Source organism: Pseudomonas brassicae, from assembly GCF_010671725.1.
Classification (GTDB): domain Bacteria; phylum Pseudomonadota; class Gammaproteobacteria; order Pseudomonadales; family Pseudomonadaceae; genus Aquipseudomonas; species Aquipseudomonas brassicae.
Map to the genome: position 1 here is coordinate 1 of NZ_JAAHBU010000069.1, position 16,106 is coordinate 16,106.

Below are 16,106 nucleotides of genomic sequence, written 5' to 3' on the forward strand. Positions count from 1 at the left end.
AGCCAGCTCCCACAGGTACTCCACTGTTTTCAAAACCGGTGGGTATCCTGTGGGAGCTGGCTTGCCAGCGAAAAGCCGCACCGCGGCCGCCCCGGGAGACTTATTCGTAGTCAGTCTTGCCGGTGTGGCTGTTGAGCGAGATCACGCGGGTCTTGCCAATGCGGTGACGGTAGATCTCGCGCAGGTACTTCACCGCCTTCTTCACGCATTCGCGTGACAGGCGGATATCGTTGATCGACACGAACTTGCTCTTGTCGTTGATCAGCTCACGGTACTTCTTCTCGTACATCGGCTTGATCGCATACCAGTTGGTATCGAGGATCTTGGCCGGGTTCTCGAACTCGTTGAGCAGGTCATCGATACGGTCTTCGTCAAACGCCTCGCTGGTGATGAAGTCGAGGATGGCGTTGTCCAGGGTGTCATCGAAGCGGTACGGGGTGCGCGCAAAGCAGCGCTTGATGAACGCCACGATCAGCGTCAGGAAGTCGTCCGACAGGCACGGGCTCTTGGCGATCAGGGTGGTCAGCGAGAGGTTCGCCGAGGCACCGATCACCAGCGCGTAACGCTTGAGGGTGGTGTTGGGGAACAGGCTGTTGAGGTGGGTCTTGAGCCGGTTCAGGTCCATGTACGACAGCTTGTAGTCCTTGGGCAGCGACACGATCGACACCACCGACGAGCAGTTCTTGAAGAAGTGCAGGTCGTGCAGCGCCGCGGCGTCATAGCCGGACGCCTTGTATTGCTCCAGCGCCGCGCGGTAGCGCTTGGACTCGATCGGCAGCAGGCTGATGCCTTCGATCGCCTGGGTCACCTTGTTGAAGTGCGGCAGGTCGATGGAACGGAAGAACAGGTCATCGATGTTGAGCTGCGGCTTTTCCTTCTCGAACACCTTGAACTTGTCGCTGCCTGGTGCCGGCTGTTCCGGTACCACCGATTCGGCATAGGCGATCGCCACCGGGCCAGCCAGGCTCATGAACAGGTCGTTGGCATCCAGGCGGATGGTCTCGCCGATGTCGATGCCGGCACGCCGGAAGTAGTTCTGGTCGTAGTCGGTGGTCACTGCCTGGGCGGTGAGGATGTTGAAGATCTGCTGCGAGATGTACTGGTTGGCGTGCTTCTCCATGGCATTGACGTCAATGTCCTGGATGTTGCCGTCATCGTTCTCTTCGGCGTAGCGCATGATGTCGTTGGAGATCAGCATCATCGCGTTCCACGGGCGGATACGCCCCATCACGCTGGCTTCGCTGCTGTCTTCATTGTCGAAGTTGTACGAGAAGTCCCATTCCTCCGACAGGTACTTGCACAGCAAGCGGCCGGCGTTGATGTGCAGTGCCTCGGACATCTCGCTACGGTGGTCGGAAATGTTCGGCAGCACGCAGATGCCGCTGGTGAAGATCGGCTCGAACACGAACGAATGCCCGCTCTTGCCGTCGTTCTCGTCGGCCGGCTTGGTGTCGAAGGTCTTGTTCATGTACGAATACTGCTGGGCCAGGCCGAACTCCGAGGCCATGCCCGAACCGGTACCGCCACCGGCGCTGAAGATGTAGAAGTACAGCCGCGACTGGTTGGCCTTGATGCCGCACGAGTCGATCAGGTACGAGTGGATCAGCTTCCAGTCGGCGCTGGAGAAGCGCTGGGTTTCCTTGTTGAGGATGATCTTGGCCAGGTACTGGCCCAGGATCGGCGCGTTACCGGCGCCACCGGCATGCACCTCGGACAGGTCCATGATCTTCATCTTGCTGTAGTCGCGCAGAAAGCCGCTCTTTTCGCCCTTGCGCGAAAACCGGATACGCCCGGCGATGTCCTTGTCCAGGTCGCCCAGCATCACCAGCGGCTCGACCAGGAACACCGGCTTGGCGCCCTTGTTCTGTACCAGGCGCAGGTTGTTGCGGATCCAGCGGCCAGGGCTGTAGCTCGGCTCGCTGCCAGCGCGGTCTTCGTTGTTGAATTCGTTGAGGTAGAAGGTGCGTGCGTTGTATACCAGCTCCGCTACATCCAGGGCGATGTTGGAGCCGCAAGGCCCAGGCCGATCAGGCAAACGGACGGAAACTGCTGGTCCAGGCGCAGCTGGGTGTCATCCTCGACATGTACGCTGGGCGGAAACACCAGGTCGCGCAGGCCATCGAGGTTGTCCAGAATGCGCTGGATGTCGGTCTCTGTGTAGTACAGGTACTGCTGCGGCGTCGCCGTACGTGGGGTGTAGTATTCTCGAGGCGCCGGAGCGGTCAGCGCGGTGGAGGATGACATCAGTTCGGAAACCGCGGTGGCAGAAGTGTTCTTCGAGGTCATTTTGCGCCATTTGCCTGGGTGGACGGCTGGTAAAAGTCGATATCATCGAGCCATCACTGGATAAGTTTCGCGACTGTATCAGTGCGCCTTTGGCGTGAGCGATAGGGTCTTGCCCTAGAACCCTCTAAGGGTTTTCCTGCTACGCCTGATCAATAAATATCGCCCGCTTCGTCAACTTCTTTAATTCAGCCTGGAGTCGTCATGAGCACTGCACTACCTTCCCTGGGGTTCGCCGGCATCGGCCTGATGGGTTTGCCGATGTGTCGGCGCTTGCTGGCGGCGGGTTACCCGTTGACCGTGTGGAACCGCTCGCCCGACAAGTGCGCGCCGCTGGTGGCGCTAGGTGCACGCCAGGCTGGCAGCCCCGCCGAGCTGTGTGCGGCGGCGGACGTGGTGATGTTGTGCCTGGCCGATACCCGCGTGGTGCAAGAGGTGGTGTTCGGGGCCGACGGTATTGCCGAAGGCGCGGCGGCCGGGCAGTTGCTGGTGGATTTTTCCAGTCTCGAGCCTGCCGCCACCCGGCAGATGGCCGCACGGCTGGAGCAGGCCTGTGGCATGCGCTGGCTGGATACGCCGGTGTCCGGTGGCACGCCGGGCGCCGAGGCCGGCAGCCTGGCAATCATGGTGGGTGGCCACGCGACGGACCTGGCACGGGTTCGCCCGGTACTCGAGGTGCTGGGGCAACGTGTCACGCACATGGGCGCAGTCGGGGCAGGGCAGGTGACCAAGGCCTGCAACCAGATGATCGTGGCCTGCAACGCGCTGGTGATCGCCGAAGTGGTGGCCTTGGCCGAACAGTCCGGTGTCGATGCCGGCCTCATCGCCGAGGCGCTGGCAGGCGGTTTCGCCGATTCAAGACCCCTGCAGATACTCGCGCCGCAAATGGCCGAGAGCCGCTTCGAGCCGGTGAAGTGGCACGTGAGAACCTTGCTCAAGGACCTGGACACTGCCGTGACGTTTTCTCGCGAGCAGGGTTCGGCGGTGCCGATCAGCGGCCTGGCGGCGCAACTGATGCGCCTGCACGGTAGCCAGGGCTATCTGGAAAAAGATCCAGCGACCCTGGTCGAACTGTTTCGCCACAAGGCCTAGGCACCTCGCTGCGCTGGTTCAGCTCGCCGAGCACCGTGCGCAGCTCGCCCAGCGGCACGGGGCGGCTGAGCAGGTAGCCCTGCAGGAAATCGCAGCCCTGCTGGCGCAGGAACTGGTACTGCTCGACGCTTTCCACGCCTTCGGTCACCACCTTCAGGTGCAGGGTATGGGCCATGATGATGATTGCCTGCACGATGTCCATGTCCTGGCCGGAGCGCGGGATGTCCTGGATGAACGAGCGGTCGATCTTCAGGGTGTCCAGCGGCAGGCGCTTGAGGTAGGCCAATGACGAGTAGCCGGTGCCGAAGTCGTCGATCGACAACGACACGCCCTTGGCGCGAATGCGCTCCAGCAGGGCGATGGTGTTGTGGATATTGCCCATCAGGGCGTTCTCGGTGACTTCCAGCTCCAGGCGCCAGGCCGGTAACCCTGCGCTGTTGAGGGCGTCCTCAACTTCGCTGGCAAGCTCTTCGCGGCCCAGGGTCAGGGCCGAGCAGTTGACGGTCACCTTGAGCTGATCGTAACCGTGGCGGTTGAGCTGGGCCAGGTCCAGGCAGGCACGACGCAGTACCCACAGGTCAAGGTCGGTGATCAGCCCGTTGGCCTCGGCGATGCCGAGGAAGCGGTCGGGGCTGAGCAGGCCATGTTGCGGGTGTTGCCAGCGAATCAACGCTTCGAGTTTGGCCACCTGGCCGCTGTCCAGGTCGAAGATCGGCTGATAGTGAATGCGTAGCCCACGCTCTTCGAGCAGGGCCATGCGCAGTTCTTCCTCCAGCTGCAGTTCCAGGGTGGCGCGGGCTTTGAGGTTGCTGCTGAAGAAATTCAGGCTGTTGCGACCATTGCCCTTGGACTGGTACAGGGCCAGGTCCGCATGCTTGAGCAGTTCATCGCAATTGTCACCGTCGTCGGGGAACAGGCTGATGCCGATGCTGGTGGTCATGACCATGCGCCGGCCGCCCAGATCGATCGGCTCCTTGACTTTGTGCATGATGCGCTGGGCCAGGTGCCGGGCCTCTTCGCGGCCTTGCAGGCCGATGAGGATGCAGAACTCGTCGCCGCCAAAGCGTGCCACCACGTCCTGGCCGCGGGTGGCGGCCTTGATGTGCCCGGCGATGACCTTCAGCAACTGGTCGCCCGCGTCATGCCCGAGGCTGTCATTGATGCGCTTGAAGTGGTCGATGTCCAGGAACATCACCGCCAGCATGCCGCCATTGGCACGTTGCTCGGCGAGGCGTTCGGCGAACACCTGGTTGAAGCCGCGGCGGTTGATCAGGTTGGTCAGGGCGTCGTAGTGCGCGGCCTGCTGCAGCGATACCCGAGCCTGGTCGAGCTGGCTGAGCAACATGTTGACCCGGCGCAGGTCGTGCTCCTTGCTCTGCAGCTTCTTGTCCGAGAGTGCGGCGCTGATGCAACTGGCACTGATCAGCAGCGCCACGAAGGCGATGGCCAGGCTCAGTTGCAGGCTGTTGTCGCTCATCGGCAGTTGCAGTGGCATGCCTTCGGGCAGTACCAGGGTCAGTGCCCACATGCCGGTGAAATGGGTAGCGATGATGCCGCCGGCCATGACCAGGCTGGCGAGTGCCTTGTACAGCGTGCTGCGCTCGCGCCGGTAACGCGCCAGCAACAGGGCCAGCAGGCTGGCGCCGAAGGCGATGACCACCGAGGCCACCAGCAGGTCCGGGCGGTAGTACTGCTGTGCGTTCGAGCGCAGGGCGGCCATGCCGGTGTAGTGCATGGCACCGATGCCAAGGCCGATGATCGCGGCGGCCAGTACATAGTGATGGCGGCGTGACGGGGGGCGGCTGAGCAGGTCCAGCGCGACCCAGGCGGCGAGTAGCATGAGCAGCAGCGAAGTGCCGGTGAGCGCCACGTCGTAGTGCACTTCCAGCACCGCGTCGAAGGCAAGCATGCTGATGAAATGCATGCCCCAGATACTGCACGCCAGGCAGAAGGTACCCAGTACGCGCCACTGGCGCCTGGCCGCGCCTGTTCGGCGGTGCTGATGCGTTCGATCATGTCCAGGGTCGCGAAGCTGCCAGCGCAGGCGACCAGGTACGCGAGCGCCACCAGGTACGGATTATGCTGACAATCGAGGATCAGTTGCCCGGATGCCGGCAGTTCGGCGAGCACATGCAGCCCCAGCCACTCCATAGCATGCCTCTTCGTCGAGTGTGCACGCGGCCCCCAGCGAGTGGAGACTGTTCTGGCTGAGTATAGGAACAGAGCATTAACCCATCGGGATTAATGGCAGTTTGACTTGAATGAATTGGTGATTGAGACCATAGCGTTCGGTTCTAAAACCAGTTGCCCCTCTTCGCTGGCAAGCCAGCTCCCACAGGGTAATCACCGTTCTGAAGATCAGTGGTGTACCTGTGGGAGCTGGCTTGCCAGCGAAGGGCGCAACGGGGTTTGTCAGCCGGCTACCAGTACCCGGATGGCTTCAAGGCGCAAGGCCGCCTTGTCGAGCATCGCCAGGCCCTGCTCGCGTTGCGCACGCAAGGCATCGATCTCGGTGTCACGCACCGTCGGGTTCACCGCCTGCAACGCGGTCAGGCGCGCCAGTTCTTCGTCGGTCTCGGCGGCCAGCCGGCGCTGCGCCTCGGCCACGCGCTCGGCATGGCGCGGCATGATCTTGGCTTCACCGGCATTGATGCGCGGGGTCAGCACGTCACGCTGGGCCTGGATGAACTTGTTGGCACTGGCCTTGGGCACGCTTTCGAGCTGGTCGTTGAGGGTGTCGAACGAGACCCGTGAGGCCAGGTCGTTGCCATTGGTGTCGAGCAGGCAGCGCAGCGCCGCCGGCGGCAGGTAACGGCCCAGTTGCAGGGCACGCGGTGCTACCACTTCGCTGACGTAGAGCAGTTCGAGCAGCACGGTGCCAGGCTTGAGCGCCTTGTTCTTGATCAGCGCCACGGCGGTATTGCCCATCGAGCCGCTGAGCACCAGGTCCATGCCACCTTGCACCATCGGGTGCTCCCAGGTGATGAACTGCATGTCTTCACGCGACAGCGCCTGGTTGCGGTCGTAGGTGATGGTGACGCCTTCGTCGTCGCCCAGCGGGAAGCTGGCGTCGAGCATCTTCTCGCTCGGCTTGAGGATCAGGGCGTTTTCCGAGTGGTCCTCGCTGTCGATGCCGAACGCATCGAACAGGGTTTCCATGTAGATCGGCAGGGCGAACTGGTCGTCCTGCTCCAGGATCGCCTCGACCAGCTCCTGGCCTTCGCCGGCACCGCCGGAGTTGAGTTCCAGCAGGCGGTCGCGGCCGCTGTGCAGCTCGGACTCCAGGCGCTCGCGCTCGGCATGCGCTTCTTGTACCAGCGCTTCCCACTCGCTGTCGTCGCCGCTTTCGAGCAACGGCAGCAGGCGCGGGCCGAACTGGTGTTGCAGGGCGTTGCCGGTAGGGCAAGTGTTGAGGAACGCATTCAGCGCCTGGTGGTACCACTGGAACAGGCGCTCTTGCGGGCTGTTCTGCAGGTGCGGCACGTGCAGCTCGATGGTGTGCTTCTGGCCGATACGGTCCAGGCGCCCGATGCGCTGCTCCAGCAGGTCGGGGTGCGCCGGCAGGTCGAACAGCACCAGGTGATGGGCGAACTGGAAGTTGCGGCCTTCACTGCCGATTTCCGAGCAGATCAGCACTTGCGCGCCAAACTCTTCGTCGGCGAAGTAGGCGGCGGCGCGGTCGCGCTCCAGGATGCTCATGCCCTCATGGAACACCGTGGCCGGAATCCCGGAGCGCACGCGCAGGGCGTCTTCCAGGTCCATGGCGGTTTCGGCATGGGCGCAGATCACCAGCACCTTGACGCGCTTGAGCATCTTGAGGGTATCGATCAGCCATTCGACGCGCGGGTCGAAGCGCCACCAGCGGTGCTCGTCGTCGGTGTCGCCCTGGGCCTGGAAGCTGACTTCCGGGTACAGGTCGGCATGCTCGCCCACCGGCAGTTCCATGTATTCGTCGGGGCACGGCAGCGGGTAGGCATGCAGCTGGCGCTGCGGGAAACCCTGCACTGCGGCACGGGTGTTGCGAAACAGCACGCGGCCGGTGCCGTGGCGGTCGAGCAACTCGCGGATCAGGCGGGCGCCGGCCTGGGTGTCACCGTCGTTGACAGCGGCCAGCAGCGCTTCGCCTTCGGCACCGAGGAAGCCCTGGATGGTGGCGTGGGCCTTGGGCGACAGGCGCCCCTCATCAAGCAGTTCCTGCACCGCTTCGGCCACCGGGCGATAGTTGTCGCTCTCGGCGCGGAAGGCGGCCAGGTCGTGGAAGCGGTTCGGGTCCAGCAGGCGCAGACGCGCAAAGTGGCTGTCCTGGCCCAGCTGTTCCGGGGTCGCGGTCAGCAGCAGGACACCGGGGATGACCTCGGCCAGTTGCTCGACCAGCGCGTATTCGGGGCTGACCTGGTCTTCGTGCCACACCAGGTGGTGCGCCTCGTCGACCACCAGCAGGTCCCAGCCGGCGGCAAACAGCGCATCCTGGGCCTTTTCGTCCTCGGTCAGCCATTCCAGCGCGACCAGCGCCAGCTGGGCGTCCTCGAACGGGTTGCTGGCGTCGCTTTCGATGAAGCGCTCGGCGTCGAACAGGGCGACCTGCAGGTTGAAGCGCCGGCGCATTTCCACCAGCCACTGGTGCTGCAGGTTTTCCGGCACCAGGATCAGCACGCGGTTGGCACGCCCCGAAAGCAGCTGGCGATGGATCACCAGGCCTGCCTCGATGGTCTTGCCCAGGCCCACTTCGTCGGCCAGCAGTACGCGTGGCGCGATGCGGTCGGCCACTTCACGGGCAATGTGCAACTGGTGGGCAATAGGTTGGGCACGGGTGCCGCCCAGGCCCCACAGCGACGATTGCAACTGGCGGCTGGTGTGTTCCAGGGTGTTGTAGCGCAGCGAGAACCACGCCAGCGGGTCGATCTGCCCGGCGAACAGACGGTCGCTGGCCAGGCGGAACTGGATGAAGTTCGACAGCTGGGTCTCGGGCAGGGTGCAGGCCTGATTCTGGCCGTCGAGGCCGTGATACACCAGCAACCCGTCGACATCCTCGACTTCGCGCACGGTCAGCTTCCAGCCTTCGAAGTGGGTGATCTGGTCGCCCGGCGAGAAGCGTACGCGGGTCAGGGGCGCATTGCGCAGGGAGTACTGGCGGGTGTCGCCAGTGGCCGGGTAGAGCACGGTCAACAAGCGGCCGTCCTGTGCCAGAACGGTCCCCAGACCCAGCTCGGCTTCGCTGTCGCTGATCCAGCGTTGCCCCGGTTGATACTGCTGCGCCATACTGCCTGACTCCCGCCATTCAAAAGGCGACTATCTTAACGGATAGGGCTGCGCAGACCAAAGCGTCTAGCGATTTCATCGACGAAAGCCGTCTTTGCCACCACAGGCCTCGACCTATGCCCCAATACCCCGTGTGGTTTTACCGTAGTTGCCTGCTGGGCGGCCTGCTGCTGCTCGGTGCCTGCGAACAGCAGGGTTTCGAACCGCTTGCGCCGCTGGAACCATCTGCCTTGGCGGCCCTGGGCGTGCAGACCCCGGTGCAGAATGTGCACTTTCGTGATCGCGACGGCGAGGCGGTGCTGGTGCTCAGCCGTCTGGACGATCAGGTCAGCGACGAGGAAACCCGGCAGGAGGTCGACCGCGTGGTGCTCACCGCCACCCTGTATGGCCGCGCAGCGACGCCGAGCCTTTCAAGGCGCGCTGGAACATCGAGAACGAGACCACCTGCCCGGGGCTCGACCTGGACGTGGGCTTCTATACCGACGTGAGCGGCGCCAGCGACCTGAACAACGACGGTGTGGCCGAGCTGACCGTGGCCAGCCACGCGTTCTGCGGCGGCGGTGTCGACCCGCACGACCTGCAGGTGGACCTGCGCGAGGGCCAGGCCAGCTACGTGATCACCGGCCAGTCACTGATCGCGCCCGAGGGCGAGGACGCCTTTGGCGGCGAGCGCGAAGACGGCCCGACGCTTGCAAAAGCACCGGCGGTGCTGCGCGAGCATCTGGACAAGGTCTGGAACAGCGTGCTCAAGCGTCCCTGGAGCGAGTCGGCGCCTGCGATCGAGGATGACGACCCCGATCAGTAAGTGGCGAACGGTACGTCCACGGTATAGGTGTGCTGCGGTGCCTGGGTGTCGGTCAGGGTGTAGCGGGTCAGCGAGCCGTTGTCGTTGGCCATGGCCTGTTCGTCGATGTGCAGTGTGAATTGCCGCGCGCCCAGCTGCAGTGTGCCCAGCGGGGTGATCTGTGCCTGGGCAGGCACCAGCAAGCCGCCCAGGTGGTCGTAGCTGTGCTCGGCAAAGCGGTAGTCGAGCAGTGCATCGCGCCGTTGCAGGGCAAACACCAATGGCGCATACGGGCGACCCTCCAGGTCCCAGCCATTGCGCAGGTCGGTGATCCATACCTCGGGCAGGTCGAAGCGATGCCTGAGGACAGGGTCTTCCAGTGGCACGCTGACCACTTCAAGGCAGCACACGGTGCGCTTGCGCCGCGCGTCCAGCAGCGCCAGGCGAGTACCGCGGGCCACCTCGACGGCAGCATGGCGAAGGGCATGTTTTCTTCGCGTACCGGGGCCTCGGCCGTCGTGGCGAGGTTGCGCCAGCCGCCAAACAGTGGCGGCGCGGCCATCGCGCCGATGCAGCTAGCCGCCAGGCAGGCGCCGGTTAGCAGGGTGAGGGGGCGAGGCATCCAAAACGCTCCTGTCCATGGGCTAGGTTTGAGGGCGCAGCGTACTATACTCAGGCCTGCCCTTGAGTGTGACCAGTGCCACACTTTTGCCATCGCCGCTCAAGGCCGCCCGCTGGCCGCCGACACAGTGGGGACAGGAGAACAACAACCATGCTGCCGCCCATCATTCCACTCAGTGCCGCCCCGGTCACCACGCAACACGACCCGGTTCGCCAGCCGCCGACCATTGCCCCGGTGGTACCGGCTCAGCCCAGCGCCACCGACAGCAACATCGACTTCAAGAAGCGCGACCCGCAGGAGTCGGGCGTATTGCTGCGCGATGAACAGCGCCGCCGCCAGGGCAAGCGGCGCCAGACCTCGGACGAGGAGCTGTACCAGGCCTTGCCGGGTGATGAGGTGAATGCCGACAATACCGTGCCGGTAGCCCCGCTGATGGGTGAGCAACCGCGCCAGGGCCTGCTGGTCGACATCGAAGTCTGAACGGGACTGTTCAGCGCGCGCCACAGCCTTCATCATTGAGGCTGTGCTGCCCCTACCAAGAGCCTGAGCATGAGCCAAGACGACAACCTGATCGACTTCGGTGCCGAACGCGCCCGTCGTGTCCACGACCTCAATGAAAAGCGCCTGAACGAAGTACGCCAGGCGTTCGAGCAGGCCATGCCCCTGGGCAAAGGCAAGAAGAAGCCCAAGGGCAAGCCGAAGAAGCGCTGAAGCTTGATGCAGGTCAATCCTGTACCCGCCTCCCGCGCCCGTTGATGGGCGCCATTGACCTCGGTCAATTTTCCCTCCCGCCACATTCGCTACTGTTACCCCATCAGACAGGTGCAGGCAAATGGAGGCCGATATGTTCTTCGATAATGTGGTTATCGCTGGCGTTGTGACGGTCGGCCTGATGCTGCTGTTCTTCGCAGGCCTGGGACTTTTCATCTGGAAGGATTCGAACAAGCGCAAGCAAGGCTGATCCTTTCCGATTACACGAGCACGCAAGGCATTTTGGGCAACTTCGGTTGCCCATTTTTTTTGCCTGGAATTTGCCCGGGCCCGGCGCACCACAGGGAAAAATCTTCTGGACTATAAGTAGTTAGCTAGCTAATAATTTGCACCTGACCTTTCCTGCCTTTCTGTGTCTATCTTTACTCCATCGCTTTCCAAGGTTCGATCCGTGCCCATCACTTTGCAGGCCCTGCTGGCGCCCAACCGACTCGCGGTGCAATTTGCCCTCAAGACCCTGCTCGGCGGTGGCCTGGCGCTGTGGCTGGCGTTGCGCTGGGGTCTGGAACAGCCGGCCTGGGCATTGATGACCGCGTTCATCGTGGCCCAGCCGCTGTCGGGCATGGTGCTGCAAAAAGGCCTGGCGCGGCTGCTCGGCACGTTGGTGGGGACGATCATGTCGGTGGTGTTCATGGGCCTGTTCGCCCAGACCCCCTGGCTGTTCCTGCTCGCGCTGGCGCTGTGGCTGGCCCTGTGCACGGCCTGTTCGACCCTGCTGCGCAGCGCCTGGGCCTACGCGTTCGTACTGGCCGGCTATACCGTTGCGATCATTGCCTTGCCCGCCATCAGCCACCCGCTGCTGGTGTTCGACCAGGCGGTGGCGCGGTGCACTGAAATCAGCCTCGGCATCATCTGCGCCACCGTGGTCAGCGCCTTGGTCTGGCCGATGCGGGTCGAGCAGCAGTTGGCCGGCCAGGCGCGCCAGGCCTGGCAAAGCGGCTTGCAGGCAGCCAGCGCAACCTTGACCGGCGAAGAGCAGGGGCGCAAAGGCCTGCTGGAGATTCTGGGGCGCATCGTGGCCGTCGACGCCCAGCGCGAGCACGCCTGGTTCGAAGGCAGCCTGGGCCGCGAGCGCGCCCGTGCTATTCGCGCGTTGAGCCAGAAGTTGCTGATCCTGTTGCGCATCGCCCGCTCTGTACGCCGGCAGTGGCGCCAGCTGGACGAGTGCGAAGCGCAGGCGCTGGCGCCCTGGCTGGCCGAGGTGCAGGCGGCGCTGGCCGAGCCCGATCAGGCGGCGCTGCTGGTACTGCGCCAGCGTGTATGGGATGGCGCACATGAAGAGCACAACAGTGCGTCACAGCATTACTGCCTGGCGCGTCTGACCCTGCTGCTGGACAACGCCATGGCCGCTACCCTGGCCCTGCGTGCGGTAGAGCAGGGCAAGGCGCCGCCTGACCTGCCCGACCGCCTGGCGGTGCACCGCGATGTGCCGCTGGCGTTGCTGTTCGGTTCGCGCAGCGCACTGGCGTTCCTGGCCATGGCCAGCTTCTGGCTGGCCACCGCGTGGTCGGCGGCACCGGGCGGGCTGGTGCTGACCTGCGTGGTCTGCAGCCTGTTCGCCAGCCGTGAAAACGGTGCGCAGATCGGCATGAGCTTTTTGCGCGGCATCCTGCTGGCGGTGCCGGTGGCCTTCTTCGTGGGCCAGATCCTGTTGCCGCAATGGAGCGGTTTCGCGCTGTTGTGCCTGGGCATGGGCGTACCGTTGTTCTTCGGTGCACTGGGCATGGCCAACCCGAAAATCGGTGCCACCGCCACCTCCTATTGCCTGCATTTAATCGTGCTGGTGGCCCCGCTCAACACCATGACCTTCGATGTGGCCAACTTTCTCAACAGTGCCCAGGCCATGCTGCTGGGGGTGGGGGCTGCGGTGCTGGCCTTCAAGCTGCTGGTGCTGCGCAACCCGGCGTGGCACGGGCGTCGCCTGCGCGCCGCGACCCAGAGCGACCTGGTACGCCTGACCCGACGTGACCTGCGCGGCGCCGAAACCTGGTTTGGCGGGCGCATGGCCGACCGCCTGCTGCAGCTTGCGCGGCATTACACGGCCTTGCCGGAGGCGGAGCGCGGGCGCTGGGACGATGGCGTGCACGGGTTGGACATCGGCGACGAACTGCTGCACTTGCGTATGTGCCTGCAAGTGGCGCAGGTGCCCGTCGACCGTGCCCAGCGCGAGTACCTGCAACAGCTGGAAAGCGTGCTGGCGCAGGGGCCGGGGCCTGGCCGCGGGCAGCGCCTCGATGCCGCCGGCCATACCTTTATCCAGGCACTGCAGCAACTGCCGTCCAGCGACCCGCTGCGCCTGGCGGTGGGCGCGGTGCTGCAACTGCAGCGCAGTTGGGCCAAATGGTGCCAACGGCAGGAGGAGATTCATGGGGTTGCGTGAATGGGCGCTGGGCGGGGTACTGCTCAGCCCGTTTCTGATCTACGCGCTGCTGGCGCTGGCCGTCACCGGTGTGGTGCGCCTGTTGCTGCGCTTCACGCCACTGGGGCGCTGGGTATGGCATGAAGCCTTGTTCGATACTGCCCTGTTCGTGTGTATTCTGAGCCTGATCACCCGCGTGCTGGGGCCTTTGTAAGGAGCTTGACCATGCGTGCCTACGTACGTGTTGCAGTAACCCTGTGCCTGGTGGCGGTGGCGGTGTTCGCCGGCCTGGAGCTGTGGCGCTATTACATGCTGACGCCCTGGACCCGTGATGCGAAGATCCGCGCCGATGTGGTGATCGTCGCGCCGATGTGTCGGGGTGGGTGCGCGAACTCAAGGTGCATGACAACCAGCAGGTCAAGGCCGGCGAGTTGTTGATGTCGATCGACAAGGACCGCTTCGAGGCGGCCCTGGACAAGGCCAATGCGGTGGCCGAAACCCGCCAGCAGCAACTGCGTCTGCGTGAACACGAAGCCTCGCGGCGTGCCGCACTGGGGCCGCAGGCGATCAGTGCCGAGCTGCGCGAAAACGCCCAGATCAACGCAGCCGTGGCCCGTGGCGAACTGCGCCAGGCGCAGGCCGAGGTCAAGGTGGCGGCGCTCAACCTGGCGCGCAGCCAGGTCAAGGCACCGCGTGACGGGCATATCACCAACCTGCGCCTGGCCGAAGGCAACTATATCAATGCGGGGCAGGCGGTGATGGCGCTGGTGGATGACTCGACCTTTTATGTCCAGGCCTATTTCGAGGAGACCAAGCTGCCGCGCATCCAGGTCGGCGCGCCAGTCAAGGTCTGGCTGATGAGTGCCGGCGAGCCGATGCAGGGCCGTGTGCAGAGCATCAGCCGCGGCATCACCGACCGCAATGCCACCCCCGACAGCCAACTGCTGGCCGAAGTCGAACCGACCTTCAACTGGGTGCGCCTGGCCCAGCGTATTCCGGTTCGCATCCAGCTCGACGAGGTGCCGGCCGGCATCAATCTGAGTGCCGGCATGACCGCCAGTGTACAAGTGCAGGAGCAATGAGCCGCGGCCCGGGCCGCGGCTGAAGTTGATCAACCTGTATGGAGCGGTGATGTGCTGGCTGGCGCAGGCGCTGGCAGGGCCGCTCGATCCAGTGGCAACAAAAAGCTGAAGAGGGTGCCGGCTTCGTGGCTGGACACCACTTCCATGTGCCCGCCGTGGGCCAGGGCGATCTGGTTGGCGATGTACAGCCCAAGGCCGAGCCCGCTTTGCGGGGTACCGGCGAGTGGGCGCGAGAAGGGTTGGAAAAGTTGCGCCATGACATCGGCACCGATCGGTGGGCCCTGGTTGTGTACGGCCAGAATGAACGAATGCCCGTCGATTCGCGCCGAAACGTCCACCGGGCTCTGCGCATCGCCATGGTGCAGGGCGTTGGCCAGCAAGTTGGAGAGAAGCTGCGTGACCCGTTCGCGATCGCATTGAACACCGCTCAGGTCGCCTATGTGCAGGCGAATCTGGCGGTGCGGGTGGACCCGTTGCAGCTCCGAGGCGACGTGACGCAACGCCGTATCCAGGTCGGGGCAGGGCTGCACCGTCACCATGATGCCGTTGCCCAGGCGGCCTCTGGCGAAGTCCAGCACATCGCGTACCAGCTGCGTGGCACGCTGGCCTGAGGTCAGGATGTGCTGGGCAATGGTCAGCGCGCGCGCGTCGCCCAGGCGCTTGACCAGCAGTTCGGCCCCCGCGGTGATGGCGAACAAGGGGTTGCGCAGGTCATGCCCGAGTACCGCGATGAACTGCTCGCGCAGTTCGGCGTTGGCCCGTTCCTGTTGCAGCGCCGCTTCGGTTTGCTGGGCCACCTCCTCGCTCTCGATCTGGATGGTCAGCAGGCGTGCGAATGACTCCATCATCGGCTGGATGGCACTGCCGGTGAGGTTGGCGGGCGCCGGGTCGAGGGCGCAGATGGTGCCGAAGAAACTGCCATCGGAGCGGAACACCGGCACCGAGATATAGCTTTCGAACTGGTAGATGCGCGGTGTGTGGTGGTTGCAGTAGCGTTGGTCTTCGCTGGCTTTGTCGATCACGATGGTCTGATGACTGTTGCGGATTTCGTGACACAGGGTGGTGGCCAGCTCCAGTTCGCCGCCCACGTCCAGGCCGAAGCCCAGCCGATCGAGTACGGCGCAGGCGGTCCAGTTGCTGTCGGTGACCCGGGCCACGGCAGCGAAGCGCATGCCAGTGGTCTCGCAGATCACCTGGAGAATGGCTGGCACGGCGTTGATCCGCGCAATCGTGGCGAGGTCGGCGGTAATTGCAGTACTCATGGAGCGTCCACATGGCTGGCGGCAAGTCGTTGTTGCTTGGCAGTCTAGCGAAAAAAACCTTGTCAGGCGGGGGTGTATTTCCAGTAATCTCTGCCTGCCGAGCTTCTCCGACAGAGGGGAGCCTGAGGCTTCCCGCCCGCGTGCGCATTCCGTTCACCCCGCATCCACAGGGATGCCTCAGTGAGGTTTGACATGCACATCACTTCCCAGGATATCTGCGCCGCGGCCGACCAGCTCAAGGGCTTTGTCGGTTTCAATCACAAGCTTGGCCGGCATATCGTGCGTTTCAGCGAAGATTCGTTCGGCATGGATGTGGCCGATGACAGCATCATCCCCAGTAATGAATTCGTGTGGCAGGCCGGCGCTGGCGAGGTGATGACCCTGCGCCGTGAACTGATCGAGGTGTTGCTGGCGCAGAATGTGGATGAGCGCTTGAACGTCAGTGAACCGCTGCGGGTGTACCTGCGCCGCCGCGACTTGCCGGAGATTGCCGCGCAGCGTCGGTTGCGCGCCTGAGTAAGGCATGCCGGCCCTTTCGCTGGCAAGCCAGCTCCCACAGAGTAGGCATGCGCTGCATTACCCTGTGGGAGCT

The 16,106-nt window shown here is 64.0% G+C and carries 10 protein-coding genes and 4 pseudogenes; 9 read left to right on the forward strand and 5 right to left on the reverse strand.

Annotated features, from left to right (window positions below):
* Nucleotides 1-100 precede the first annotated feature (100 nt).
* A pseudogene (locus G3436_RS06055) lies at nt 101-2,286 on the reverse strand (hypothetical protein).
* 201 nt (nt 2,287-2,487) lie between these two features.
* On the opposite strand from G3436_RS06055, the gene G3436_RS06060 reads away from it, so the two are divergent.
* Nucleotides 2,488-3,375, forward strand: coding sequence for an NAD(P)-dependent oxidoreductase (locus G3436_RS06060; protein ID WP_163942450.1), 888 nt, complete (start codon nt 2,488-2,490; stop codon nt 3,373-3,375).
* Here G3436_RS06060 and G3436_RS06065 read toward each other — a convergent pair.
* Both G3436_RS06065 and rapA read right to left on the reverse strand, forming a co-directional pair.
* Nucleotides 3,275-5,526, reverse strand: a pseudogene (locus tag G3436_RS06065) (putative bifunctional diguanylate cyclase/phosphodiesterase). The gene G3436_RS06060 and the pseudogene G3436_RS06065 overlap by 101 nt on opposite strands.
* Nucleotides 5,527-5,787: 261 nt before the next feature.
* Nucleotides 5,788-8,634, reverse strand: coding sequence for an RNA polymerase-associated protein RapA (gene rapA / locus G3436_RS06070; protein WP_163942453.1), 2,847 nt, complete (start codon nt 8,632-8,634; stop codon nt 5,788-5,790).
* Nucleotides 8,635-8,750: 116 nt separating this feature from the next.
* Here rapA and G3436_RS06075 point away from each other — a divergent pair.
* Nucleotides 8,751-9,439 (forward strand): annotated as a pseudogene (locus G3436_RS06075) (M949_RS01915 family surface polysaccharide biosynthesis protein).
* On the opposite strand, the gene G3436_RS06080 reads toward G3436_RS06075, so the two are convergent.
* On the reverse strand, nt 9,433-9,879 hold the full coding sequence (locus G3436_RS06080) for a decarboxylase (protein WP_163942455.1): 447 nt from the start codon (nt 9,877-9,879) through the stop codon (nt 9,433-9,435). The pseudogene G3436_RS06075 and the gene G3436_RS06080 sit on opposite strands and share 7 nt — an antisense overlap.
* A gap of 311 nt (nt 9,880-10,190) precedes the next feature.
* Here G3436_RS06080 and G3436_RS06085 point away from each other — a divergent pair, with 311 nt between their 5' ends.
* From G3436_RS06085 to G3436_RS06100, 6 genes and pseudogenes are all read left to right on the forward strand, one after another.
* Complete coding sequence (locus tag G3436_RS06085; RefSeq protein WP_163942458.1) at nt 10,191-10,520, forward strand: aspartate-semialdehyde dehydrogenase; 330 nt, start codon at nt 10,191-10,193, stop codon at nt 10,518-10,520.
* A 69-nt stretch (nt 10,521-10,589) separates the two neighbouring features.
* Complete coding sequence (locus tag G3436_RS26980; RefSeq protein ID WP_178116334.1) at nt 10,590-10,751, forward strand: hypothetical protein; 162 nt, start codon at nt 10,590-10,592, stop codon at nt 10,749-10,751.
* A 133-nt stretch (nt 10,752-10,884) separates the two neighbouring features.
* Nucleotides 10,885-11,001, forward strand: a complete 117-nt coding sequence (ccoM, locus tag G3436_RS28210) for a cytochrome c oxidase subunit CcoM (RefSeq protein ID WP_279538565.1) — start codon at nt 10,885-10,887, stop codon at nt 10,999-11,001.
* 201 nt (nt 11,002-11,202) lie between these two features.
* Complete coding sequence (locus G3436_RS06090; protein ID WP_163942461.1) at nt 11,203-13,191, forward strand: FUSC family protein; 1,989 nt, start codon at nt 11,203-11,205, stop codon at nt 13,189-13,191.
* Nucleotides 13,178-13,384 (forward strand): DUF1656 domain-containing protein, encoded by a 207-nt coding sequence (locus G3436_RS06095; protein ID WP_163942464.1) that lies wholly within the window; start codon nt 13,178-13,180, stop codon nt 13,382-13,384. Before G3436_RS06090 ends, G3436_RS06095 begins: the two co-directional genes overlap by 14 nt.
* An 11-nt stretch (nt 13,385-13,395) precedes the next feature.
* Nucleotides 13,396-14,252 (forward strand): annotated as a pseudogene (locus G3436_RS06100) (efflux RND transporter periplasmic adaptor subunit).
* A gap of 29 nt (nt 14,253-14,281) precedes the next feature.
* On the opposite strand, the gene G3436_RS06105 reads toward G3436_RS06100, so the two are convergent.
* Nucleotides 14,282-15,514: a GAF domain-containing sensor histidine kinase gene (locus G3436_RS06105; protein WP_163942467.1), complete on the reverse strand. Its 1,233-nt coding sequence runs from the start codon at nt 15,512-15,514 to the stop codon at nt 14,282-14,284.
* 192 nt (nt 15,515-15,706) lie between these two features.
* On the opposite strand from G3436_RS06105, the gene G3436_RS06110 reads away from it, so the two are divergent.
* Nucleotides 15,707-16,030 carry a DUF2025 family protein gene (locus G3436_RS06110; RefSeq protein WP_163942470.1) on the forward strand — a complete coding sequence of 108 codons (324 nt, stop codon included), beginning with the start codon at nt 15,707-15,709 and terminating at the stop codon, nt 16,028-16,030.
* The last annotated feature ends 76 nt before the right edge of the window (nt 16,031-16,106 follow it).

Bases quoted from the DNA above. Each gene is read 5' to 3' on its own strand.
- rapA (WP_163942453.1), bottom strand. From the start codon at position 8,634: ATGGCGCAGCAGTATCAACCGGGGCAACGCTGGATCAGCGACAGCGAA.
- G3436_RS26980 (WP_178116334.1), top strand. From the start codon at position 10,590: ATGAGCCAAGACGACAACCTGATCGACTTCGGTGCCGAACGCGCCCGT.
- G3436_RS06105 (WP_163942467.1), bottom strand. From the start codon at position 15,514: ATGAGTACTGCAATTACCGCCGACCTCGCCACGATTGCGCGGATCAAC.
- G3436_RS06095 (WP_163942464.1), top strand. From the start codon at position 13,178: ATGGGGTTGCGTGAATGGGCGCTGGGCGGGGTACTGCTCAGCCCGTTT.
- G3436_RS06085 (WP_163942458.1), top strand. From the start codon at position 10,191: ATGCTGCCGCCCATCATTCCACTCAGTGCCGCCCCGGTCACCACGCAA.
- G3436_RS06110 (WP_163942470.1), top strand. From the start codon at position 15,707: ATGCACATCACTTCCCAGGATATCTGCGCCGCGGCCGACCAGCTCAAG.
- ccoM (WP_279538565.1), top strand. From the start codon at position 10,885: ATGTTCTTCGATAATGTGGTTATCGCTGGCGTTGTGACGGTCGGCCTG.
- G3436_RS06060 (WP_163942450.1), top strand. From the start codon at position 2,488: ATGAGCACTGCACTACCTTCCCTGGGGTTCGCCGGCATCGGCCTGATG.